Source organism: Streptomyces changanensis (assembly GCF_024600715.1).
GTDB classification, from domain to species: Bacteria; Actinomycetota; Actinomycetes; order Streptomycetales; family Streptomycetaceae; genus Streptomyces; species Streptomyces changanensis.
Window position 1 is genome coordinate 60093 of record NZ_CP102333.1, and the last position, 22543, is coordinate 82635.

The following is a 22543-nucleotide window of genomic DNA, read 5'->3' on the forward strand; positions in this document are numbered from 1 at the left end:
CCTGTGCCGGCGGGCGGGTGCCACCGCAATTCTCAGATTGAGTGAGACGCCGGGCCGCATCGCGTCTCACTCAAAGTGACCCATCTCTGGTCACGGCCTCGGCGTGGTTCACCTTCACTAAGACGTCATTTCAGTTGGCTAGTCGGCGGTGACATATGAGGGTCGCGGCGATGGCTGTGAAGGCGAGGAAGTGTTCCGGCTTGCGTTCGTAGCGGCGGTGGAGACGGCGGCAGCCGGACAGCCAGGACATGGTCCGCTCCACGACCCAGCGGTGCCGGCCCAGCCGCTGGGACGACTCGATGCCCTTGCGGGCAAGTCGGTGCCGGATGCCGCGGGAAGCGAGCCATCGCCGCAGGTTCTGGTAGTCGTAGCCCTTGTCACCGTGCAGCTTGCCGGGCCGCCGGCGTCGAGGGCCGCGACGCGAGCGGATGGGCGGGATGCCGCACACCAGCGGGATGAGGGCCTGGCTGTCGTGGAGATTGGCGGCGGAGATGCCGATCGACAGGGGCAGGCCCTGGCGGTCGACGATGAGGTGGATTTTCGATCCCTTCTTGCCACGGTCGGTCGGATTCGGTCCCGTCAGCTGCCCCCTTTGAGGGCCCGGACGCTGACCGAGTCGATCGCGCACCGCGACCAGTCCAGCTCACCCCGGGCACCGAGTTCATCCAGGACCAGGCGGTGAAGTTTGGCCCACACCCTGGCCTCGGTCCACTCGGTGAACCGGCGGAAGGCTGTCACGCCCGACAGTCCGAAGCCTGGTGGCAGTTGATTCCAGGTGCAGCCTGAGGTGGCCACGAAGATGATCGCGGCCAGCACCTCGCGGTCACCTCGCCGCCGGTGCCCACCACCCTGGGGGCGGACCGGCGCCGGCGGCACCACCCGCTGGAACAACGTCCACAGGTCTTCCGGCGCCATCCGCTCGACAAGCGCAGCAGTCATCACCCCAGACTGCCGCAAGATCATGCCAACTGAAATGACGTCTTAGCCCCGGACCGTCAGCTAGAGCCCGAAGCGGTGTGGTGGCGGCGGTAGCGTGCGGCCGCCAGCAATCCGATGACCACGCCGGGGATGATGAAGAGAAGCCCGTTGACTGTCTCTTCGCGCCCGTCGAGCGACATGGACCAGAGCACGGCTAGAAGGAGAGCGCTCGCCGTGCTTACCAGCACAAATAGCGCCAATTCGGTCCACCACTTCCTGGAGCTGTATGTCATGTCATCCATAATGGCTCACGAAGTGATGTAGTGGCACTGCACGGCCCGCCGCTTACCGTTGACGAAGAGCTGCGCACACGCCTTGCCGTAGTGAGCCAGGGTGTGGTCTGCAGCCACGTTGAGGGAGTTGACGGTTCCACTACGGCAGGGGGAGTTGAGCGGGCCACGCTTGATCTTGTACGTCTTCCCTGCCGTGTTGGCGTAGTGGAATTCCAGCCGGGTGTTGCAGAACTTTGCGAGGAGGGCCGTGGGTCCTACGCAGTCGACCCCCGCCATCTGGTTGGTGATCCTCTTCCCTCCGCCCTTGATGACGTGCGTCAGCGCGCAGCCGGTGGGGATGGAAATGGTCAGGCCCCCACCTGGTACTGGAAGGTTTCGATCGGCGAAGAGCCGGCGGCACCGCGCGTCGCCCAGCCCTCCGGGTCCCCCGGCACATCCTCGATCACCAGGTCGTCGGTGAACTCCTCGCCCGAGTAGTCGGAGGGGATGTCGGTGTCGGTGCCGTCAAAAGCGCTGGCCGGAGTGCCGCCGGCGGTTAGCAGGATGGTGGCCGAGATGACTATGGCCGATAACAGGCGATTCTGCAAAACTCCCCCTCAAGGTCGGAACTTGGTCTCCAGGAACCTATGAGGGTTGGACTGTAAGCGCCAAGAGATTAATGGAATTCGCCAAAGTGTTGCGCTATTTAGCTGCCCTCGGGCAGCAGGGCCGCTTAGTACTCCAGCTGTAGATCGTGATCTTCATGTCTGCGTTGCGGCTTGTCGCCGGTAGTGGCTGGTCTGGGATCGGGCCTGATGGCGACGTCGCCAGTTGGACCAGGCGAGACGGTGGGCGGTGTTGTGGACGGAATGGACGACGATGGCGATGAACAGTCGCTGTACTTCGTTGCAGGACAGCGGGATCAGGTCGGCGGGGTCGGCGGCCCGGTCGTGTTCGTCGGCCCGGACGACGGCGAGGAAGGCATGGGCGAGCATCGCCAGAGTGACCCAGCGGGTCCAGGACACGAATCGTCGGACCTGATGCTCATCGAGTCCGGCCAGACCCTTTCCGGACTGGAAGGTCTCCTCCACCCGCCACCTTGATCCGGCGATCCTGACCAGGGTGGTCAGCGGCACGGCTCCGGGCGAATAGCAGCGGTAGTAGGCGAGTTCGCCGGTTGCGCGGTTGCGGCGGATCAGCAGCTGACGGTGCCCGGGGCCGGGGTCGACGGTGTCGATGACGGCCCAGTCGTAAAACCGGTGCCCCTTCGCGCCGGCCCCGGCGGACAGCTTTTGCCAAGCCCGCTTGGGCAGCTTGCCGGCCAGGGCGTCGGCCCTGAACTTGCCTGCCTGGGTGGTGACTTCGGCTGAGCAGGCGACGGCGAGGACGTAGCCCATGCCGCGTGTTTCCAGTACGGCCCGCAGTTTCGGGTTGCCGCCGTAGACCTCGTCCCCGGCCGCCCAAGCGGCATGGTGCCCGGCGTCCAGGAACCGTTCGATCATCATGGCGGCCAGTTCCGGCTTGGTGGCGAAGGCCCGTTCTTCGGGGATGCCCGCGGCCTGGCAGCGGTCGGGATCGGTGGTCCACGAGCGCGGAACGTACAGCTCGCGGTCCACCGCGGCGTGCCCGCGGCTGCCGGCGTAGACGAGGTAGACGGCGACCTGGGAGTTCTCGATCCTGCCCGCGGTGCCGGTGTACTGCCGCTGGACCCCGACGGTGTGCGTGCCCTTCTTTACGTCGCCGGTCTCGTCGACGACCAGCACCGCCGCGTCATCACGCAGATGCTCGGCCACGTAGTCACGGACGTCATCACGGACCGTGTCCGCGTCCCAGGACGCCCGGGACAGCAAGTGCTGCAAACCGTGCGGAGTGGCATCCCCGGCCCACTCCGCGATCGTCCAGCAGTTCTTGCGCGGCAGGTCCGCCAGCAGACCGAGCACCAGCCGCCCGGCCCGGCGCCGGGGTTCAACCCGTGCGAAGCGGCCCGCGATCCGGTCCGTCAGGGCCTCGAACGCACCCCGCCAACGGGCGGGATCTATGCTGTGACCTGCGGCCACCGTCTCTTCGTCAGTCCACACAACTCACGATGATCAACGGTGGCCGCACCTGTGTCCGCACAGGCCCTGACCAGCGAGATCACTGTCCATGCGCCTGCTTGCTAGACTCGACTCAGGGGGCATCTCAAGGACGGAGATGACTCCATGCCCGCCATCCTCTTCGTCCGGATCACATCCGGACTCGATGCGCAGGAGTTCGAGCGGCGCCTCCTGGAGCGGCGGCCCCGCTTCCGTGACGTACCCGGTCTCCTGCAGAAGGTCTACGGCCGCGACAGCGCAACCGGAGACGTGTGCGGCATCTACTTCTTCGAGAGCCGCGAGGCGCTCGACGCATTCCGGGAGACCGAGCTCGCCCGCACTATCCCTGCCGCGTACGAAGCCGTCGAGGTCCGCCGCGAGGTGTACGAGGTGCTCTATTCGCTGCGGCCTGACCGGGGGCCCTTCGCCGAGTCCGGCCACCCGGCGGACACGACAGCGTGACCCGCCGACGACTGGCGCGACCGCACCAGACCGAGCCAGCCCGTGCTGTTGGTGCTTCTTGATTTCAAGAAGCCCCATCAGTGCCGGCCACTACCAGCGCCAAGCAGCCCAACAACCGCAAAGATCACGATGTACAGCTGGAGTATTAGTTGCCTATAGCGGCTTTTCGGCCAACTTCTCAGAGATCTCGTTTCCCGTGCCCGACACGTTCCAGCTCGGCCTGGACTGGCTCTTCGAGGCTGCCTGGGCCCAAGCGGCGACTCTGTCCGGGAATCCCTCGCCCTGCCCGATTCGAAACGCCGACACCCGACGGTGGCGGCGCCTTGGCGACGGCGGCCGGGACGGACTTCTGCGGCGAGGTCCTGTCCCAGCTCTGCGACCACTGGCCCCGACGATCGCACGCGCGGCCCGGATGAGGATGCCTGCGAGGTGGATCAGCCTGGCCAACGACCCAATGGTCCGAACAGGTCGACCTTGGGTCAGGATGGGTTCGTGATACCTCCCCGACTGCTGTGGTGTGACCCCCGGCCCATCCCCCGGTTCAACCGGCAGGAGCCGGTAACCACGATTGTTCGCGATCCCAGCTTCTACGAGCCGACCGAAGAAGATGACTGCTGGAGGTTCGGGTACTTCTGCCAGATGCATGACCGCCCTTACTGGCACGAGTCCTGCGGGGAAGGACCGCATCTCATTGCTCTGCACTGCGACGAGCACGGGCCGGAGAACATGTGGCCGCAGCCGAAGATGCTGATGTTCCCGGCAGGGTTCGACCCCCCTCTGAGCGAGGTGCAGCTGACCTGGGTGCAGGCAGAGTGGGACACCGCCGAATAGGCAAGATCCAACAGAAACCGTCTAACTGATCGTTTCAGAATGAGGTTCGGGGTCGTCTCCAGCAGATGATGCGGCAGGCGAGTTGGAGCAGGCCGAGGTGAAGATCGGCACGTATCTCGTAGCGGATCCGTAGCCGTTTGGACTGATGGAGGCAGGCGAAGGTCTGCTCGACACTCCCTCGCGTCTTGTCCACACCGGAGCCATGTGGAACGTCTCGGCGTGCGATCTTCGGTGTGATAGGGAGAACCCATGACCGACGCCGCACCTTCACAACATCCCTGCGCCTCGTCCTCCGCCTGGACGCCTTCGCCACGTCCCGAACCGGGAGCCTGACGTTGATCCCGGTCTCACTCGTACTGGTCACCACCGACACCCTCGCGGGCTACGTGACTGCGGGCACCCTCTTTGCCGCCCTCGTGCTCGCCGGTGTGGTTGGCCGCCGTCAGCAGCGGTCCAACGAACCTCTTTCGCCCTGAACGGTCGCAGGTCAGCAGGGTTTGCGTGGCTCGGACGATGCGGCTGATGCGGTGAGTCGCGCCTCGGTCCGGCGGCAGATTCCGGGACGGCCCTTGAGGTCGCGTCCATGGCGAGGACCACGCCCGCGCGCCCTCTCGATGTCGAGGCGCTCTTCCCGGAAGTGGCCGCCTTTCGAGGGACGACGACTCGGCTCCATCCACGGCCGGGCAGACCAGACCTTTCAGCCAGTTCCGTGGGCGGTCCTATGCTGTGGTCGGCCGACGAGCTGTGGCCGGTGTGCGGCGAGGCCCACGGGCGTGGGCGTGGGCGGCGCCCGGCTGACATCCGTCGCTATCGGCAGGTTCTGGCTTCCGCGTGGGCCCGCGGGCAAGGTCCCGGCCCGACCGACGAGGAACGGGAGCTCCTGGGTGAGCTGCACCGGGAGCACCGGATCCCCGGGGCGTCCGAGACCCACCCGCTGCCGATGATCGGCCTCGCGCAGCTGTACCGGCGGGATGTGCCCGACCTGCCGAAGGGGCCGGGCGACTGCGATCTGCTTCAAGTGTTCCGGTGTCCCTTCAGCGCGCACGGCCCGGGCCGGTACGACCTGGAGCTGCACCTGCGCTGGCGGCGGTCGTGGGAGGTCGGCGAGGTGCTGACCGCGCAGCCGCAGCCGTTGGTAGTCGGGTCCGATGGCTTCGTGCCCGAGCCCTGTGTGCTGCACCCGGAGCAGGTGGTCACCTACCCGTTTGCCGGCCTTCTGCCGGAGAACCCGTGCGCCCGGATCGACGCTTGAGAGGAAGCCCTTGAAGAGGAAGCTGGGCAGTCGGCGGACGAAAGCACGACAGAGCCGCTCGGCTACCAGTACGACCTGTCCATCCCGCCCGGCTGGCGCGTGGGCGGCTTCGCCTCCTGGCACGCGACCGACCCGTATCCCATGGATTGTCTGACCTGCACGACACCGATGCACCTGCTGCTGACGATCGACAGCTCGGAATGGGACGGCGGCAGCGGCAGCTGGAAACCTCTGGAGGACCAGAACCAGCCCACTCACCGTTGTGCCACCCCCACGGAGGTCACTGTGGGCCGCTGGGGTGAGCTCAACGTATTCGCCTGTCCCAACAATTCCGAGCATCCGCACCGCTGGAGCATCCAGTGGCCCCTCGAGCCCGAGTGCTGTCCAAACAGAGTGAACAGAGTCCCCGGAGACGCCCGATGCAGGCGTACCACGGCGCCCCCGGTAGATGTTGGATTTAGGTGACGAAAACCAAAGAACGCGCCGAGGACACCTGCCAGCTTGTCTACCAGTGCCGTCTGTCGCTGTCCACGAGCACGGTCAGCCACCTCGCCGGTCTGCTGCGGCGCCACCCTGAAGGCGATACGGTCCCGTGGCGAATCCTGCCTCCGGGGAAGATCGCGGTGATCGTCCTGGCCGTGCTGCGGCATGACCAGGACCTGGCCGACATCGCTGGCGGCAGCAACGTCTCCGAGTCGACCGTCCGCCGCTGGCGCGACGAGCTGATCACCCTGCTTGCCGCGCAGGCGCCACGCCTGGACCGTGCTCTGAAGAAGGGCGCCAGTCAGGGTGGGGAGGTCGTCCTGATCGACGGCACTCTCATCCCCACCCAGCGCCGCACCCGACAGGACGACCGCCGCAACCACTCCCGCAAGCACCGTCATCACGGCCCGCACTTCCTCGTTCTGACCGACGTGAAGCGGCGCCTGACCTGGATATCCGCCGCCCGGCCCGGCCGCACGCACGACATCACCGCCGCCCGCCACGACCACATCCTGGCCCACCTGCGCGCCCCGGCCTCGGCGCCCTCGCAGACCTCGGCTTCCGCGGCCTGGACAACGACGTACTCGACCCCGTGATCGTCACCGGCTACACAGCCCGCCGGCAACTGCTCGTCACCGTCCCGGCGAAGGCAAGCCGGGCCGGCAGGAGGTCCCTTCCAGCCGCCCCGGCGCCGCCCGTACGGCGCGGGCGCGGCGGGCGGAGTGGGTGCGGCGGCGGTGGGGTGTGATCACCATCCCAGCCTGACCGGGAAGAGGAGGCCGGTTCCCCGTCTCGGGGTGGACGGGGACCAGGTAGGGGGGGGTGGCCCGGCGGTACTCCCCCAGAGCGCGCCTGGGCACGGGGCCTCGCCCGCGCACCCATATCGGCGCGGCCGGCAGCGACCCTGGCGACTCCCGCCCGCTCCCGGGGGTGCGGTAGCGAGACGAGCCTTTGGCAGGTGGTTCGTTGATCCGGTCATGGGTGCGGGGGGGGTGGTCCTGGGCCCGGAGGCCTCGGCGGACCGCTGATGAGGACTGGAGCACCGGCTTCACCCAACCCGGAAGGGCCTTGACGCCTCATCAGACGCGGGGCATCCCCATGATCGCTCACAGGACGGCAGTGTCCGCTGGTCGAGAAGTTGCTACAACCTTTCGCCGTGTACACGAGTCGCACTTGTGTCTCATATCCGAGAGGGATCTCCATGCGTACCCGACACAAGCTGCGCCCTGTCGCCCTGGCAGCGGCGTTCCTGGCGTCCGTGTTCACCGTATCCGCTACGCCCGCAGGCGCCGAGACCGCGCCTGCGACGGCGGGGGTGACCACCCAGGCCGTCTTCAACAACCCGATCGGCACCGTGGCTGAACAGCGGGCCATCGTCGACAAGCAGATCGAGCTGATCGCCGGCGCTCCGGCCGGTTCGCTGATCCGCCTGTCGTACTACTACCTCAACGACCCGGACTTCGCTGATGCCCTGATCGCCGCACACGACCGGGGCGTGCGGGTACAGGCGATTTTTGACGAGAAGGCGCTGCATAAGGAGTACGCGCCGATCTACAGCCGGCTGGCGGAGAAACTGGGATCCGACCCGGCCAGGCCGTCCTTCCTTATGACCTGCGGCACCGGCCGCGGCTGCGTCGGTACCCGCATGAACAACGGCGTGGTGGCCATCAACCACAACAAGTTCATGCTGTTCACCGAAACCCAGGGCACCGAACGGGTCGTCGTGCAGTCCTCGGCGAACCTGCACGCGGGGCGCGACGGCCGCCTGGGATGGAACAACGCCCTCGTACTCGCCGGCAACGACGCCATCTACGAGGCCTACGAAGGCTACTTCGAGGATCTTCGTGCGCGGATTCCGAACAACGACTACTACAAGACCGGCCGCCCGCCGCTCGCCTCGGGTAACGCGAAGATCCACTTCTTCCCCCGGGCCGAAGCTCCCGGGAAGAACTTTTACGAGGATTCCAGCGAAGACACCATCTCGACCATCCTCGACAACGTGCAGTGCCACGGCAACTCCGTGGTCGGCACCACCGATACGCACCGCACCCGCATCCGCGTCAGCATGACCGCCTTCGCCCGCCCTTACCTCGCGTCGAAGCTCAACGAGCTGGACGCCGCCGGTTGCTACGTAGAGGTCGCGCTGACCTACTCGCCGCCAAAGGACGACGGTAAGTACAGCTTCGCGGAGGACTCCCTCAACCGGCTGCTCGCGAAGACGAGCAGCTCTTACGGCGGGGTCATCACCAAGTACTACTGCGGCCAGGACGCCACCTGGATCCATGACAAGTTCCTGCTGATCGAGGGTAAGTACTACAACACCCCGGACCGCAAGATCGTGTGGACCGGCAGCCACAACCTGACCACCAATTCCCTGCGCCAGAGCGACGAAACCTTGCTCCAGCTTGAGGACCCGGCCGTCCACGACGCCTACGTCGCGCAGTACAACAAGCTGCGAGCCGCGACCACCCACCAGCCGGCCAACGGCACCCCGATCGCCTGCCCGCGCACTCCGGCGTAGAACCGGTAGCAGTCGCTGACCATCGCTTGCCGCGGCGGTCCGGAGGCCGCCGCGGTGAGGTGCACGGCGCCCCCGTCCAGCACCGTCTCCGCCGACAGCAAGCCACGAGCGCCAGGTTCATCCACGGTGGGGTGACATCCCGGCCAGAGGCGGCGGCCGCTGTGCGGACGGTGCTGCAACAACGGCAAGGACGAGATGGAGGCAGCTGGCCGCGCTCGCCGGAAAGCCGTCGTGACCGCCGCCCGCCGATCTTCCCGGACCCGGAGTGCGGCGCCGCCGACACCACCTGGAACGGTGCCGCATCAGACAACGTTCGCCCTGTAGTGAGGCCCCCGCCTGTCGACGGCTTCGGCCGCTGGCGATAATCGACCGATGAGCGCCATCGATCGCCCTATGCCGCCCCTGAACGCCGACGAGCGCACGACGCTTGAAAGCTGGCTCGACTTTCACCGCACCACACTGGCCATGAAGTGCGAGGGTCTGGACGATGAGCAGGCCGCCGTCGCGTCCGTGCCGCCGTCCGGCTTCACGTTGACCGGCCTGGTCCAGCACATGGCGGAGGTGGAGCGGAACTGGTTCCGCCGCGTGCTCGCCGGAGAACAGGCCCCGCCCATCTACGACCCGCAGGCCGACCCGGACGGCCCCGACGGTGGTTTCGATGTGGCTGCGGGCGCCGCCCTGAGTGACGCCCTCGCCACCTGGCACGCGGAGATCGCCCGCGCCCGCGAGCACTGCGCCGACCGTGCTCTGACCGATACGGGCCGCTTCATGGAGCAGGACGTCAACCTCCGCTGGATCTACGTCCACATGATCGAGGAGTACGCCCGCCACAACGGCCACGCCGACCTGGTCCGGGAACGCATCGATGGCACCACCGGCGTTTAGCGCCGGATCAGGCAGCGTTAGCCCTGCCGACGACAGCGCGTAGGCGCTGGTCGTCGGCGTGGCGGTTTCGCCAGATGATGTAGCGGCGGATCATGCTGCCCTGTTCCTTGTGGCTGGCGTGGTCGGTGCCGTCGAGGGTGAAGTAGCGCAGCGGTGAACTGGGCCTCGATGTGGTTGAGCCAGGAGCTGTTGGTGGGGGTGTAGGCGATCTCGACATTGTTCGCTGCCGCCCAGATGCCGACCCGCTGGCAATTCTTCGTGGTCAGGTGCGGGGAGAAGTTGTCGCAGACGATCGCGATGCGGACCTGGGGCGGGTAGAGGGTGCGCAGGTAGCGGCAGAATTCCAGGAACTGGGTGCGCCTCTTGACCGGCTTGATGTGGCCGTAGAGCTTGTCCTTGGCGAGGTCCAGGGCGGCGAACAGGTGTCGTACTCCGCCGTAGCGGTTGTAGGTCGCCCGCCGCCTGCGGCGAGGTTCGCGGTCAGGGTCCTTGTGCTTGCCGCCGCGTTCGGCCCACTGCCGGCCCGGGTGGGGCATCAGATTGAGCGGCCCGAACTCGTCCACGCAGAAGACGACTTCGGGCTCGCCCTCCTCGGGTATGACCTCGGCGTCGGCGATCGCGTAGAGGTGCTCGACGCGGGCCTTCTTCGCCGCGTAGTCAGGGTCCTTGGAGGTCTTCCAGGTCTTCAGGCGTTGAAAGGAGACGCCCTCCTCGCGGAGCAGGATGCGCAGGCCCTCGTGGCTGATGTCGTCGACCACCCCCTCGGCGACCAGGAAGTCCGCCGGCTTGGTCAGGCTCCAGGTCGAAAATGGCAGGTCGTGCTCGGCCGGCTTGGACTTCGCGATCTTCTTGATCTCGCGCCGCTCGGGCAGGGTGAAGGTCTTGGGCCGGCCGCCCTTGTACTTCGGATACAGGGAGTCGAAGCCGTCGGTGTTGCAGTTGTGGATCACGTCCCGGACCCGATCCGCGCTCGTGAACGTCACCTCGGCAATCTTCGCCACGGGCATACCCTGCGCGGACAGCAGCACCATCTGGCCGCGCCGCCAGGTCACCACCGACCCCGTGCCTCTGCGGATGATCCGCAACAGGCGCTGCCCCTCATCGTCATCGATCTCGCGGACACGTACTCGTTCTGCCACCCGGACAGCCTGGCGACATTGCGCCGTCCGAACCAGCATCCGAACGGCGCGTCACGTCACTACGGGGCAAAGGTCGTCTGATGCGGCACTAGCCCCCGAACAACACGTACCGAGGCCCCGCCCGCACGAACGACCTGCGGGCGGGGCCTCGCCGTACGAGCGCCTACACCGCCGGGGCCGGTCAGGCCGTCGATCTCCGTCAGGCCGCTCGCGCGCCCGTGACAACGGCCAGTGCGGCGGCCGTGGTACCGGCCAGAGTGGTGCACACCGGCACCCCCAAGCGGCGGGCGATGTAGACAGCTGGTGCGCCGCGCCCAGTCGCGTTCGGGAACTCGGCCAGAACGACAGGGAGCGGCGGCGGGACGGCCCAATGGCCGGGGAACCTGATTCTCCTGCGCGCATTGCGCCCGGCCGTGCCATCGTCTTGAGGCCGTCGTCAGCCGCCGGCCACCCGGCCAACCGTCTACAGTCGCCGCGCCGCCGCCCCTGCGCGCGCTGCCATGCCGTCCGACCGTCCCATCGCCACGTCACATCCTTGTTGCTGTGGCCAGGGTCAGCCCGCCGTCGCCACACGCCACCACGCGCCGCCACCCGCGCAGTCGTTCCCCCGCCCGCTGGCGGACTCCCCGGACACCCGCGCCGCCTCGGCGCCGGTCGGGGCCTTGGCCGCCCAGGGCTCAGATCCCGTCATGGATCTTCGCCCGGCGGTCCGGGTACTTCTCGTTCGCCCCGAGAGGGCCCGCCGTGCCGTCGTGCTCCCCGCGCCCGCGGGGATGGTCCCGACCCGCCGGTACTGCACCTCAGAATTCAGCCCTCGCCCTCATCGCGACCTTCCGCAGTCGAGGTGCTGGTCACCCGATGAGCCCGCATACCTCGGCGACCAGCCGGTCAGCGTCATCAAGTGCGGCAGCGAGCGTCTCCGGAGTATTACCGAGCGAGGAGAACAACGCGTGAGCCCGTCCGGTGAAATCCGCAGGGGCGGCGGGGAGTCCTCCTGTGGCCTGCACGGCACCCTTCTCGTTGAGCACCCAGCGCCTGGCATGGGCGTGGAGTGCATGCACGAGAAGGCCGACCGCGCGGAAAAGGCAACCGGCGACGTAAAAGGCATCACCGCGGGATGCTCCCTTACGAGCGCCGGCCAGGATGAACGGTGCCTCCCATTGCGCGTTGCCGATGAGCGCTTCCCGCAGAGGCTCCGGATAGAGACGCGTCTGCTCTTGCAGGGCCTGAAGCTCGCCCCTGGGGTCGGCGAGGATACGTCCCAGGGCCACCTCACCTGCATAGGCGTGGGAGTAGACCCCCAGAGGGTGACCGGGCTGGGCACCGATCTCGAACTGTCCAGCCTGGCACTGTTGCCAGACGCGGTGCACACGGTTCAGGTCGCGGTAGATCCAGTCGACGCGATGGCCGTCGATGGTCAGCCAGCCACCACCGTCCACCCATGGTCCCCAGCCACCCGGCTCGGTGACCTCCACCGGCCCGCCGGTCAGCTCGGCCGCCAGCAGACGCAGAGCAGCGGTGTCCAACGGTGGCCGGTAGTACAGGCCCAGGTCGTAGTCGGAATCGGGGCTGTGCGTACCTCTCGCCCGACTACCTCCCAGACATACACCAACGACGCCGCTGGCCTCTGCCAGCCGGTCCGCGATCTCCACCAAGCGATCCACGGGCCACAATCTGCAGAGGAAGATCACCGGCCGCAACCGGTTTACCAGGCTCCCACACTCAGAGTGGTCACCCTTGTGAGTGGAGTGCAGAGAAGCACCCGCTACGCAGACGATGTGCTTCCGTGTCTGCGGAGGTGGGAACTGGAGGCCAGCGCCTGTGCTCCCCGCGCCCGCGGGGATGGATCCACCGCTGGCGGCGCTGGGCAGGCGTTGTGCCCCCCAGCCCGCAGGGGGCCTCTATGTTCTTCGTCAAGCGTGCGGGCGGCTTCGGCCTGGGGTTCGATTTTCTTTGTCGTGCATGAGACTGTCTGGTTGTGCCGGAGATGATGAGTGGGTTGGGGGTGGCCTTGGCTGAGGCGACGTCTTCTTCGTGGACGCAACGTGCTTGTGCCGGGCGCGCTCTTGCTTCCTTTGCTGAGGTTCCCGAAGCTGCGGAGGCACTGGTGGGGTTGCTGCTGGACGTCGAGGACACGGCGGTGACCCGAGAGACGGCAGAGGCTCTGGCCAAAGTGGGAACAGTGGCCGCCGTAAGGCTCATCGCGCTTGCGGTTGCCGAAGCCGACGACAACCAGGCTGACTGGCTACAGACCGGGGTGCATGACGTGCTCGTGGATCCGGACAGTGGGCCGGATATCGCAGCGGTCTGTGCGGAGCTCGCCTGGGACCCGGAAGAACCTGTCCGCCGGGGTGCCGCGGATGTCTCGGCGTGGACAGACGCCATAAAGCGTTGAGCCGAGTCGGCCTGCCTGCCGGCCGGTTCATGCAGCTGCCACCCGGGGGTTGCGGGGTCCGTAGAAAACAGGGCGCTGATGGGATGGCGGGCCAGGCGGAGAAGGGCCCAGGCGTGGGTCTCGCCGCGAGCCCGGCGCCGGTCGTAGTAGGTGCACGAGGCGTGGTGGTGTCAGAACGGCAAACAGCTACTCCCCCCGCGCGGGGATGCTCCCCGCGCGGGCGGGGGGGTTCCCTTCCACGCCGACTCTGGACGATCGGTCGAGAGTGCTCCCGCCTGCGCAGGGGCGATCCTTCCGCGGCCCCGGCGCCCTTCGCGTTCTCCGCCCGCGGGGATGGTCGCGGCCGAGGTGCCGCGGAGCACGGCGCTTGGCGCACACAACGTGGAAACGGTTGTTGCCAAGAGGGTATGGCGAAGGCACAGCTCGGTGCCAGGGTGGATGCGGAGATCGCGGAGTTGGCCCGTAGGCGGGCCGCCGATCGGGGATGTCGGTGGGTGACTACCTGGCCCAGCTGGTCGTGGACGACGTCAGCGGGCTGCGCGCCAGGGCGATGGATGCCGCTCAGCGCTTCCTCTCCGAACAACAGGCGCTCTTCGACGAGGCTGAGCACGGCTCGAGGTGGGGCGGGCAGGCCGCCTGATGATCCTGCACGTCGACGTGCCGTGGATCTTGCAGGTCGCCGAACTCGCCGGCGCCGGCGACCCGGCACCGGTAGGGTCGGCGCCATGTCCAAGACCGAGATAGACAGGGTGACCGCCGAGTTCTTCGGCGCCTTCGACAACCGGGACGGCAAGGTGCCTGACGTCGGGCGCATTCGTCGGCTGGTCATCCCGGGCGGGGTAATCGTCGCGACCGGCCCGCATTTCGCGGTCTACACCGTGGACGAGTTCATCGAGCCCCGGCAGCGGTTGCTGACGGATGGACGGCTGGCCGAGTTTTCCGAGTGGGAGACCTCCGAGCGGACGGAGATCGCGGGGGATGTCGCGTCGCGGTTCGGTGAGTACCGGAAGGCCGGGATCCTGGACGGCGAACCGTTCGAGGGCGGCGGAACGAAGGCGATCCAGTTCGTCCGCACCCCGGATGGCTGGCGCATCACGGCGTTTTCCTGGTACGACCAGCCCTGACCTTGGGGTGAGTCGGGGTGGGGGCGGGGGCCCTGACCCGTAGCGGATCCTCCGGCCTGCGGCCGGTTCGGTGTTCTTCACCGGTCCGCGCCCTATGGTGTACGGACCGGTGGCCACCGTGAAGAGGCACCCCTTGACCAACATCCTTCTGGGCATGTCCGCTCAGGTCCGCGGACATGCCCAGAAGTTTCTACTTCTCTGGAGTCCGGGCGTCACCCGGCGCCGTAACGTCACCTTTCACCGTGATGAAACCGGGTGCCCAGGAGAGCCGGGGCATCGTAGGAGGCCGGGAAGCAGGTGCGCCGATGGAAGGCCGGCCTGACACCAGCGCTGGGACAGAGGGGGTCGCAGACGGCGAACCGGATCCGGATGTGGTGCGAGGCTGCGGCGCACTTGCGGCATGCGCCCGTCGGTGTGCTGAGTCGGTTCCCAGACCGGCGAGCGAGAAAATGAGCAGAGCTGCACCGCCCCACATACGGTAGGGCGTGCGGCGGCCCTGCTTGTGGTCGCGGACGGCGACCAGACGCCGGCGGAGGAAGCGGACAAACGCCTGAGCCAGTTGTACCAGGACAAGGACTGCTCCGGCCAACGGAAGAAGCAGCAACAGGATTTGGACGGCGGCGGAAAGGACTCCCACCACTGGATTGCCAGACGCAGTGGCGCTTTCGACCAGCCTCTCGGCCGTGCTCCATCCCGTCTCGACGAGTTCGGGCAGCCGGACGACCAGGATGCCCAGTTGGACTGCCAGGGCGGGGATGACCACCAGCACCCAGGCGGTGACAACGATTTGGGGCCAGCGCTTGAGAGCCTGGAGCAGTTCGTCGGCCGGCTGCCGCAGGAGGGCCCGTTTCAGGATCGGTCCGATGTACTTGAACAGGTCGGGGATGCCGACCAGGTCGGAAATGATGTAGTACCCGTCGAACCGGAGTGACGGGATGAGCTGCTGCACGATTTCCAGGTTGATGGCCAAAATTGCCACCAGCAGGACTTGCCATCCGGTCGCGAGGTATGTCAGGGCGAGAACGATGACGAACAACGCGTTGAAGTAGACGCCTCCGAGGTCGACCCTGAGACGGCCTGTGCGCCCCAGCCGGTACGAGTCGGTGACGTCAGTGTAGAAAGCGGGCCACACCAAGTAGATGCCACACCCCATGGCACCGGGACGTGCCCCGCTGTAGCGGCACGCCGAGGCGTGACCGATCTCGTGAAAGGCCGAGGAGACCAGGGCCAGAAGGACGACCAGCAGGATGCTGGTGGGGGTGACCAGAGCCTGTTGCACGGCGCCGGCCATGCGAGTGCCGCTGAACAGCAGAGTCTCGCAGAATACGAAAACACTGACCGCCAGGAGCATCACGAAGGGCCGGTAGAGCCACATGAAGAAGCCGCTGATGCTCCAGGAGGATGCCTCGGAGAAAACGGCTACCCGGAACCGCAGCGACAGAAAGGGGTTGGCCTTCGGGATTTCCGGGGGTGAGCCGTCGCTGTAGGTGGTGACTCCCAGCGGCGCCAGTTTGTTGTCGATGAGGAAGACAACATGGTCCGGCTCGAATTCGCGGCCGGTTTCGTGGCTCAACGCTTCCGACAGGCGGGAGAGGTACTGCTGGGCGTTCCGCGGGCCTGAAGCCGACTGCTGCTGGATGTGGACGAGCTTGGCCAGCAGGTACAGCAATTCGGGCAGGCGCACTACCTGCCCGTCGAAGCGGCGCACCAGATGGGGCTGCACGCGGTACCCGGAGCCTTCGAACTCGCCGACCAGCTCCGTCCCTTCGGTCAAAGTGGGGACCGCCAGGGCGGGTGCAGGGGGATCTTCTGTCACAAGTGACAACGCTCGCGGGCTCATGGCGCTCTCCAGGAGGTGAGGGGAATGATGCGGCCGGTGCGAGGGCACAGAGCCTTCATTCGGACGAACGAGTGTGGGTTCTCCTGGTTACACACAAGGTCCGGCCGATCCCGAGAAGCGGCATATACCTGAGCGGGCCGGGCCGCAAAGCCCGTTCACGGCGTGTCGGAAACCCACGTCACCACGCCCCCCACGACAGTCGGGGAAGCGCCGACGGGATCGTCGGCCCTTCCCCAACCGATGGTGAACGTCTGTCACCAGGGGGTTACCTCAGTGGGTCACCGTCGACGGGGTGCAGATCTGGGTGATCTGCTGCGCGCCGAGCGGCAGGCCCAGGACAAGCGCCGGAGAGGTGCTCTGGGTCGCACAGGTCGACACGACAGTGGCGCCGCCGTTGCCGCCGCCGCCGTCGTGGCCGCCGCCGTCGTAACCTCCGCCGTCGTAACCTCCGCCGAAGGCGGAGAGCACGGCCCGCTCGGGCAGGAGCTCGCCGGCGAGCTTGTTGAGCTCCTCAAAGTTAACGGCAGTCATTCGTTTTCCTTTCATCGTGCGCTGCTGGCTGGCCACCCCCCTTGACCATTTCTAGTTGTACCAACCGTCAAGCCCTGCAACCAACATGGCAGCCAAATCCACTCATTCAGCTCCGCGACTATTCGCATCATTCATCCGTGGACTATAGGCCGAATGGGCAAGTCAGCACTACGCGCTCCGACACACCATGATGGGCGGCCGCGGGTTCTGCGGTCCGGCGACCCCGCCGACATCGAGCAGGAGATGTGGTCGCTGCTGACGCTCTACCATCTGCTGCGGACCCTCATGCTCGACGCCGCCGAATCGCTCCCCGGCACCGGCCCCGACCGCTGCGGGGGTCACCATCGCCCTCCAGACCGCCCGCGACCAGGTCATTCAGGTCGCCGGCGTCATCACCGACGATGCCGTCCCGGTCTGCGTCATCGGGCGCCGGGTCCTGCGCCGGCCTGCTCTCGCCCCGGCGGACACGGGTCAGCACTCGCAAGGTCAAATCGCCGATCTCGCGGTACAACGAGCAACTCGACGACGGGCGGCCCGATGCCAGCCGCACCCTCACCGACCTCGACATCACCGTCCTCGAACCCCCGGTTTGGGAAGCCCCTCTGCCCACGGCGTCCCGGGACGACCGACACACCAACCCGCCGGAACGACGCCGCGAACGGGTCCTGGCCCTGCTCATCGAACAACCCGGCCGTCACTGGCACACCCGGGAGATCGCCTACCATCTCGGCGAGATCACCCCTCGGCACCACACACGGACAACCCGCCCGATGAGCCTAGGCCGGCCTGCTCCGCAAGAGCGGACCAGCCACTTACACCGCCACAGTCTCGCGATCACCTCTCTTGCGGGAGCGCCGAGAACGTTAGAACGTTAACTACCCGGCCTGGTGGGAAGGCCCGTCCCCACTGCGCAGGAAGAACACGGAAGGTCGGGCCGGGGCAGCAGCGGGCCGGCGGTGGAGGGGTCCGCGAAGCCAACCGAGATCTGCGGGCCCATGGGTTGATCTACCGCCTCCGGCGCGCCCCACCGTTGTCCGGAGCACTGGTCTCGTGGGAGACGATCACCCCTGAGTGAGGGGCCGGTGGCCGTTGTCCGGCGAAGCTTTCCTGGCGGTGCCCAGCCTCCGGGTCGTCTCCCGGACGCGCCCGGGCGAGTGGGGAACGGCTGTCGCATGCTCAGCCGGACCGTTGTTGCTTTCGCTTGGGATTGACCGCTCGCCTCCCGTAATTACGTCGCTCCAGAATGGCCTGACTCGTCCAACGGTGCGATCCCGTGACGTGCCAGTATCGGCAGTGGGGGCATAGGTAGATGCGATCAGCTGGGGGCCTATTTTCGAGTAAGGGCTGTCTCGCCAGCCACTTGCGAGCTACATCCTCACTTGGGAACGGTACCTTCCCGCCGAGCGGGCAACGTGGCAGGCTCACGTGGTCACACCCCTTCGGAATCCAGGAGCGGAGCCCTCACCTCAGCCGCCACGCAAGACGTGACTGGCCTCCTGATCTTCCAGGACGGAGACCCGTAGCAACAGCAGTGGTCGCACCCTCGGAACGATGTGCAAGGCTCGGCAGAAGCACACGTCACTGGGCTCCATAGGAAAGTCGGGGAAGCGCCGACGATATTGTCAGCCCTTCCCCGACCGATGGTGAACGTCTGTCACCAGGGTGTTACCTCAGTGGGTCACCGTCGACGGGGTGCAGATCTGGGTGATCTGCTGCGTCCCGACCGGCAGGCCCAGGACAAGCGCCGGAGAGGTGCTCTGGGTCGTGCAGGTCGACACGACAGTGGCGCCGCCGTCGCCGCCGCCGTAACCGCCACCGCCAAAGGCGGAGAGCACGGCCCGCTCGGGCAGCAGCTCGCCCGCGAGGTTGTTGAGCTCCTCAAAGTTTACGGCAGACATTCGATTTCCTTTCATCGTGCGCTTCAGGCGGATTACTCCCGCCTGGTGATTTCTTTTATAGCAGCCGCCAAATCAAAACGACCAGTTTACGGTAACCGTAGCGACAGGATTCGCTCATTCAGTCTCTATATATCATTTCACAATACTGGCGCGTGGCACGAAAAGGAGATCGTGCGTCGCGGACAGCCGGAAGTATTGAAGCCGGAACTATTCCGGAGGCTCAGTGGAGTCCGCTCGGTGGCGTCCACTCTGGTCGGACCCACCCGGGTGGGCTCCACTCGGTGGACGATGTCCGGCACCGTCACCACAACCAGGCGCCTGAGTGCCGCACCCGGGACAGAGCACGCGCGTCGCGGCGCGCGGCCGCGTTACCGATCCGGTTCTGCCGGGGCCGAGGCCGGCGCGACTGCCCGGCGGCGAGGCGGCGTCGTCCGGCGGCCTGGAGTCGCTCCCGCTGCTTGCGCAGCTCCGCCTTCTTCGCCGCGTGCACTGGATGTTCCGCATCCGATGTCGTGCCCGAGGTGCGGGTGCCCGGGGCCGGCGGTCGGCCCCGGACGGGGCATCGTGCACCGGGTGTAGATCATCGTGTCGGTGCACTCGGTAGACGCTGCACGACATCGTCACCACAGCGTGGTTGGCCTCGGCCAGCGGCCTGGCGGCCCGTGCAACACGGGCTTCGAGAGGTCGACCGCCCCATGGAGGCGGCGGATGTGGCCGCACGGGCCGGTGTGCGGGCAGACCGCGTACGACGGAGCGCGCCCGGCTGAGAAGAAATCTCAGCCGGGCGCTTGCCACCGGGTCCCGCACTCCATCGACTGCCCGTCCGTTTGGGGTAGTCATGGCGGTGTGCTGTCCCGGGCCGGTGCTTCTGTGCTGGCGCGGCGACCCGCTCCGCGGAGCTGTTCAGCAGGGAAGCGTGGTCTTGCCGGCAGCGCCGGTGGCACCGGTGGTGCCGTCCGCGAACATCGTGGCGGCGGTGCCGTTGCCTCCGGGCTTGCCGGGGCATACGGGGCTGGCCGCGCCGCCGGCGCCGCCCTTGCCGCCCGTGTGGCCACCACCGACGATGGAAGCGCCGCCATTGCCGCCCTTGCCACCGGCGATACCCGCGCCGGCATCGCCGACGCCGCCCACGCCGCCCTTGCCACCGGTGCCGCCGAGCTTGGCCGCTCCGCCGTAGCCGCCGCTGCCGCCGTTGCCGTTGGCGCCGCCGGCGCCGCCGGTACCCCCGGACCCGCCGACGCTTGCGATGCCGGTGGCGTTGCCGCCAGCGCCTCCGGTGCCTCCGTTGCCATGGGCACCCGCGGCGCCACCCGTGCCACCGAGGCCACCGATACCGCCGAGAATCCCCACCCCGTTGGCGCCGTTGCTGCCCGGGGCCCCGACGGCGAGAAGAGTCCGGGCGCTGCCCGTGCCGGGCTGGGCGGAGGCGAGGGCGGGAGTGACGGTGAGGCCGGCCACGGCGATCGCCGCGATCAGGAAGGTCCGGGCAGTGGCCGCGGTGCGCATGACGCGCATGGTGTACGTCCTTTGGTTTGTGCAGGTGGAGAGGTTCTCCGCCCGACAACCCTCAACATAGGGAAGCGCGACGCACTGCACACTCTGCGCATTGATCCAATGTCTGTAAATCGACGGAACCATTGATCTTTGGCCGTAAAGTCGCATTTTGGATCGTCATCGACGACCTGCGCCTTCCGTCACCTCATCACCCGAGACACTGAGGAATGAACCGGCTACCACTGCACCGGTCAGCGCAGCTGGATGCGGGTCACAAGGATGTCAGGCGGGCGGTCGGCGTCTGCGGGGGACGCCGCGCGGTCAAGCTCGCCCTACACCTCGATCGCGTTCCACCCCGCCCCTGCCAGCCCCACAATCACTACCAGCACGGCCAGGCCGCCTCAGGTCCCCCTTGGCGCTGGCCATCTCTTTCGAGCTGGTCTCCTCCTGCCCCCGATCGTTCCACGCGCTCATCGCCGCTCCCCCATTTCCATCACGGATTCTTATCGAAAATCGATAATATCGAGAACGATAAGGGAGGCGAGTTGGGCGTGTTTACGCCTCACTGGCAAAGAGTGTCACCCTGAACACCGGGGGGGCAGCCTGCGGCGGCGGGCGCGCACAAGCGCAAGCCGTTCATGGACACCGAACTGTGGGCAAGGAAAGATCACCCGTGCCATCCAGCAGCACCCGGACTGGCTCTGTACGAGAACGGGTTCTGGCTCAACTTCTGTTTGCGCCCGTCAGTAGCCGGCCGCGCCCGGTGCTGTACCGCTGTTGCCACTGGCCCAGCGCCGCACGGCACTCCGCGCGTACAACAGGTGCACCACCACCTCTGTTGCCAGGATCAGCACGACCTGCCAAGGTGTGAGCTTCCCGGACCCCGCGACGACCACGATCGGGATGCCGATGCCCGGCGCAGCCCATACCGCCACCTTCAGCGGGGAGCGGCCGAAGCGCAGCGCGATGCACGCGTGAGCCGCGTGATAGAGAGCCAGCCCGCCGGCCAGGGCGATCACCGCACCGCGGGCAAGGTGCTGATGTCCTTGCCCGGCCTCCTCCACCGCCGTGGCCAGACCGCCGGCCATGGAGATAACCGCGGCCGTAACGAAGAAATGTAGAAAGCCGCATCAGGGCCACGATCCCCGAGCGCGTCGACCAGCTCGCCGGACGCGAACGGCGCCGTGAACGACCCTGCGGGTTCGACAGGGCCGCCTACCGGCGGCGCAACGTCGTCGAACGCTGCTTCCACCGGCTCAAGCAATGACGCGGCATCACCACCCGCTACCCCAAGCGCCCGGATCGCTACCTCGCCGCCATCACCCCCGCCAGCACCCTCATCCGGCTCAAAACATGATCGACAAGACGCCCCCTAGGGGCTTGGCCGTCGGCGTGGCCGTCGGGTGCCACTCGCGGCGGAGGAGGCCGAAGACCCAGGAGTCGGAGACGTCGCCGTTGACGACGCAGTCCTCGCGGAGGGTGCCTTCGCGGACGAAGCCGAGCTTCTCCAGGACCCGGGCGGACGCCACGTTGCGGGTGTCGGCCTCGGCCTGGACGCGGTTCAGGTCCAGGGTGTCGAACGCCCACCGCAGGACGGCGTGCGCGGTCTCCGTGGCGTAGCCGTGGCCCCAGGCGGCGGCGTCGAAGACGTAGCCCAGGGACGCGCTGCGGAAGTCCGGGTTCCAGTTCGTCAGGCCGCACCAGCCGATGAAAGCGCCGTCGGAGAGGCGGTCGACGGCCACCCGCGCTCCCGTGCCCTCCTCCTCGATCGTCCGGCAGGTCGCGATGAAACGCTGGGCGCGGGCCGGTTCGGTCCACGGCGGGGAGTCCCAGTAGCGCAGCACGTGGGCGCTGCTGTGCAGCGCGTAGAGCGGCGCCGCATCGGCGTCGGTGAACGGCCGCAGTCGCAGGCGGGCGGTGCGCAGCTCGGGGGTCGGCAAGGTCATGCGGAGCATCCTGCCGCGTCACGCTCGCCCCCGACCATCCGTTTATCCGGACGGTCGGGGCGCGTCCCGTTTCCCGACCTCCCGGATCGGACCGGTGCTGGGATCAGACGCGTGATCGCCGGACAGGTCCTAGTCAGCGTGACGCCGAGGAGGACCCCATGCGCCGTCGTACGCTGCTCACCGCCACGGCGGCCGCAGGCCCCGCCGCCCTGCTGATGTGCCTGGACGATGCTCTGGCCAACACCCCCGCCCCGTCCGGTGCCGGGCCGCTGGACGGCCGTCTGACGGGCGCCCGCGCACTGTACGACCGGGGCGCGCACGCACGGCTCCTGGCCGCCCTGCCCGGCCTCATCGCCGGCGCGCATCAGGGCGCCGTCTCCCGCCGCAGTCTCGACCAGGCCCGGCTGTCCGCCGTGTACAGCCTCGCCTCCGCCGTGCTCATCAAGCTCGGCTCCTACGACCGCGCCCGGCTCACCG

The 22543-nt window shown here is 67.4% G+C and carries 19 protein-coding genes and 5 pseudogenes; 11 read left to right on the forward strand and 13 right to left on the reverse strand.

From position 1 onward, the window contains the following. Positions 1 to 130 precede the first annotated feature (130 nt). The 4 genes from NRO40_RS30365 to NRO40_RS30380 all read right to left on the reverse strand — a co-directional run bounded on the left by NRO40_RS30365 (position 131) and on the right by NRO40_RS30380 (position 3229). A protein-coding gene (locus NRO40_RS30365) for an IS5 family transposase (RefSeq protein WP_107115276.1) occupies positions 131 to 939 on the reverse strand; the annotation gives its coding sequence in 2 pieces (ribosomal slippage) (positions 131 to 589 and positions 592 to 939; 807 coding nt in all). A 56-nt stretch (positions 940 to 995) separates the two neighbouring features. Beyond that, the gene (locus NRO40_RS30370; protein ID WP_157901918.1) at positions 996 to 1211 is read right to left on the reverse strand and encodes a hypothetical protein; all 216 of its coding nucleotides are present in this window, start codon (positions 1209 to 1211) and stop codon (positions 996 to 998) included. A gap of 347 nt (positions 1212 to 1558) precedes the next feature. Next, positions 1559 to 1798 (reverse strand): hypothetical protein, encoded by a 240-nt coding sequence (locus NRO40_RS30375; RefSeq protein ID WP_058944407.1) that lies wholly within the window; start codon positions 1796 to 1798, stop codon positions 1559 to 1561. A gap of 153 nt (positions 1799 to 1951) precedes the next feature. Further along, positions 1952 to 3229, reverse strand: a complete 1278-nt coding sequence (locus NRO40_RS30380) for an IS701 family transposase (RefSeq protein ID WP_198549437.1) — start codon at positions 3227 to 3229, stop codon at positions 1952 to 1954. Positions 3230 to 3391: 162 nt separating this feature from the next. Between NRO40_RS30380 and NRO40_RS30385 the strand changes: the two genes are divergently transcribed. From NRO40_RS30385 to NRO40_RS30415, 6 genes and pseudogenes are all read left to right on the forward strand, one after another. Next, positions 3392 to 3727 carry a YdhR family protein gene (locus NRO40_RS30385; protein ID WP_058944405.1) on the forward strand — a complete coding sequence of 112 codons (336 nt, stop codon included), beginning with the start codon at positions 3392 to 3394 and terminating at the stop codon, positions 3725 to 3727. A 639-nt stretch (positions 3728 to 4366) separates the two neighbouring features. Then, a complete protein-coding gene (locus NRO40_RS30390; RefSeq protein WP_232791228.1) occupies positions 4367 to 4558 on the forward strand; it encodes a hypothetical protein in 192 nt (63 codons plus the stop codon). 583 nt (positions 4559 to 5141) lie between these two features. Continuing rightward, a pseudogene (locus NRO40_RS30400) lies at positions 5142 to 6170 on the forward strand (hypothetical protein); the annotation flags it as partial. Between the two features lie 101 nt (positions 6171 to 6271). After that, complete coding sequence (locus NRO40_RS30405; protein WP_232791227.1) at positions 6272 to 6889, forward strand: transposase family protein; 618 nt, start codon at positions 6272 to 6274, stop codon at positions 6887 to 6889. Between the two features lie 605 nt (positions 6890 to 7494). Beyond that, on the forward strand, positions 7495 to 8814 hold the full coding sequence (locus NRO40_RS30410) for a phospholipase D-like domain-containing protein (protein ID WP_257375596.1): 1320 nt from the start codon (positions 7495 to 7497) through the stop codon (positions 8812 to 8814). A 372-nt stretch (positions 8815 to 9186) separates the two neighbouring features. Beyond that, positions 9187 to 9699, forward strand: a complete 513-nt coding sequence (locus NRO40_RS30415) for a DinB family protein (protein WP_058944401.1) — start codon at positions 9187 to 9189, stop codon at positions 9697 to 9699. Positions 9700 to 9706: 7 nt separating this feature from the next. Here NRO40_RS30415 and NRO40_RS30420 read toward each other — a convergent pair. Together NRO40_RS30420 and NRO40_RS30425 are read right to left on the reverse strand one after the other, a co-directional pair. Continuing rightward, positions 9707 to 10838, reverse strand: a pseudogene (locus NRO40_RS30420) (IS630 family transposase). Between the two features lie 851 nt (positions 10839 to 11689). Further along, complete coding sequence (locus NRO40_RS30425; RefSeq protein ID WP_058944411.1) at positions 11690 to 12502, reverse strand: nucleotidyltransferase domain-containing protein; 813 nt, start codon at positions 12500 to 12502, stop codon at positions 11690 to 11692. A gap of 443 nt (positions 12503 to 12945) precedes the next feature. On the opposite strand from NRO40_RS30425, the gene NRO40_RS30430 reads away from it, so the two are divergent. The 4 genes and pseudogenes from NRO40_RS30430 to NRO40_RS30440 all read left to right on the forward strand — a co-directional run bounded on the left by NRO40_RS30430 (position 12946) and on the right by NRO40_RS30440 (position 14357). Beyond that, the gene (locus NRO40_RS30430) at positions 12946 to 13233 is read left to right on the forward strand and encodes a hypothetical protein (RefSeq protein ID WP_058944400.1); all 288 of its coding nucleotides are present in this window, start codon (positions 12946 to 12948) and stop codon (positions 13231 to 13233) included. Positions 13234 to 13723: 490 nt separating this feature from the next. Further along, entirely contained in the window at positions 13724 to 13873 is a 150-nt protein-coding gene (locus tag NRO40_RS30435; protein ID WP_232791225.1) for a hypothetical protein, read from the forward strand. After that, positions 13873 to 13944, forward strand: a pseudogene (locus NRO40_RS30935) (fic family toxin-antitoxin system, toxin component); the annotation flags it as partial. The gene NRO40_RS30435 and the pseudogene NRO40_RS30935, both read left to right, overlap by 1 nt. Positions 13945 to 13958: 14 nt before the next feature. Beyond that, positions 13959 to 14357, forward strand: coding sequence for a DUF4440 domain-containing protein (locus NRO40_RS30440; protein WP_058944399.1), 399 nt, complete (start codon positions 13959 to 13961; stop codon positions 14355 to 14357). A gap of 190 nt (positions 14358 to 14547) precedes the next feature. Here the strand turns inward: NRO40_RS30440 and NRO40_RS30445 are convergent, their stop codons facing one another. The 7 genes and pseudogenes from NRO40_RS30445 to NRO40_RS30480 form a co-directional block, all read right to left on the reverse strand. After that, on the reverse strand, positions 14548 to 16197 hold the full coding sequence (locus tag NRO40_RS30445; protein ID WP_257375597.1) for a zinc metalloprotease: 1650 nt from the start codon (positions 16195 to 16197) through the stop codon (positions 14548 to 14550). 270 nt (positions 16198 to 16467) lie between these two features. Next, positions 16468 to 16728: a hypothetical protein gene (locus tag NRO40_RS30450; protein WP_058944397.1), complete on the reverse strand. Its 261-nt coding sequence runs from the start codon at positions 16726 to 16728 to the stop codon at positions 16468 to 16470. 1670 nt (positions 16729 to 18398) lie between these two features. Next, on the reverse strand, positions 18399 to 18626 hold the full coding sequence (locus tag NRO40_RS30455; RefSeq protein ID WP_058944396.1) for a hypothetical protein: 228 nt from the start codon (positions 18624 to 18626) through the stop codon (positions 18399 to 18401). Positions 18627 to 18927: 301 nt separating this feature from the next. Continuing rightward, positions 18928 to 19110 (reverse strand): annotated as a pseudogene (locus tag NRO40_RS30460) (hypothetical protein); the annotation flags it as partial. 419 nt (positions 19111 to 19529) lie between these two features. Then, on the reverse strand, positions 19530 to 20132 hold the full coding sequence (locus tag NRO40_RS30465) for a hypothetical protein (RefSeq protein ID WP_257375598.1): 603 nt from the start codon (positions 20130 to 20132) through the stop codon (positions 19530 to 19532). 731 nt (positions 20133 to 20863) lie between these two features. Further along, positions 20864 to 21208: a hypothetical protein gene (locus NRO40_RS30470; RefSeq protein ID WP_058944394.1), complete on the reverse strand. Its 345-nt coding sequence runs from the start codon at positions 21206 to 21208 to the stop codon at positions 20864 to 20866. A gap of 258 nt (positions 21209 to 21466) precedes the next feature. Beyond that, positions 21467 to 22066, reverse strand: a complete 600-nt coding sequence (locus NRO40_RS30480; RefSeq protein WP_058944393.1) for a GNAT family N-acetyltransferase — start codon at positions 22064 to 22066, stop codon at positions 21467 to 21469. 158 nt (positions 22067 to 22224) lie between these two features. On the opposite strand from NRO40_RS30480, the pseudogene NRO40_RS30485 reads away from it, so the two are divergent. Next, positions 22225 to 22543, forward strand: a pseudogene (locus tag NRO40_RS30485) (transcriptional regulator); the annotation flags it as partial.

Coding starts and splice junctions, on each gene's coding strand:
- NRO40_RS30370 (WP_157901918.1), bottom strand. CDS start 1,211: ATGACATACAGCTCCAGGAAGTGGTGGACCGAATTGGCGCTATTTGTG.
- NRO40_RS30385 (WP_058944405.1), top strand. CDS start 3,392: ATGCCCGCCATCCTCTTCGTCCGGATCACATCCGGACTCGATGCGCAG.
- NRO40_RS30390 (WP_232791228.1), top strand. CDS start 4,367: ATGCATGACCGCCCTTACTGGCACGAGTCCTGCGGGGAAGGACCGCAT.
- NRO40_RS30410 (WP_257375596.1), top strand. CDS start 7,495: ATGCGTACCCGACACAAGCTGCGCCCTGTCGCCCTGGCAGCGGCGTTC.
- NRO40_RS30415 (WP_058944401.1), top strand. CDS start 9,187: ATGAGCGCCATCGATCGCCCTATGCCGCCCCTGAACGCCGACGAGCGC.
- NRO40_RS30440 (WP_058944399.1), top strand. CDS start 13,959: ATGTCCAAGACCGAGATAGACAGGGTGACCGCCGAGTTCTTCGGCGCC.
- NRO40_RS30445 (WP_257375597.1), bottom strand. CDS start 16,197: ATGAGCCCGCGAGCGTTGTCACTTGTGACAGAAGATCCCCCTGCACCC.
- NRO40_RS30450 (WP_058944397.1), bottom strand. CDS start 16,728: ATGACTGCCGTTAACTTTGAGGAGCTCAACAAGCTCGCCGGCGAGCTC.
- NRO40_RS30455 (WP_058944396.1), bottom strand. CDS start 18,626: ATGTCTGCCGTAAACTTTGAGGAGCTCAACAACCTCGCGGGCGAGCTG.
- NRO40_RS30465 (WP_257375598.1), bottom strand. CDS start 20,132: ATGCGCACCGCGGCCACTGCCCGGACCTTCCTGATCGCGGCGATCGCC.
- NRO40_RS30470 (WP_058944394.1), bottom strand. CDS start 21,208: ATGGCCGGCGGTCTGGCCACGGCGGTGGAGGAGGCCGGGCAAGGACAT.
- NRO40_RS30480 (WP_058944393.1), bottom strand. CDS start 22,066: ATGACCTTGCCGACCCCCGAGCTGCGCACCGCCCGCCTGCGACTGCGG.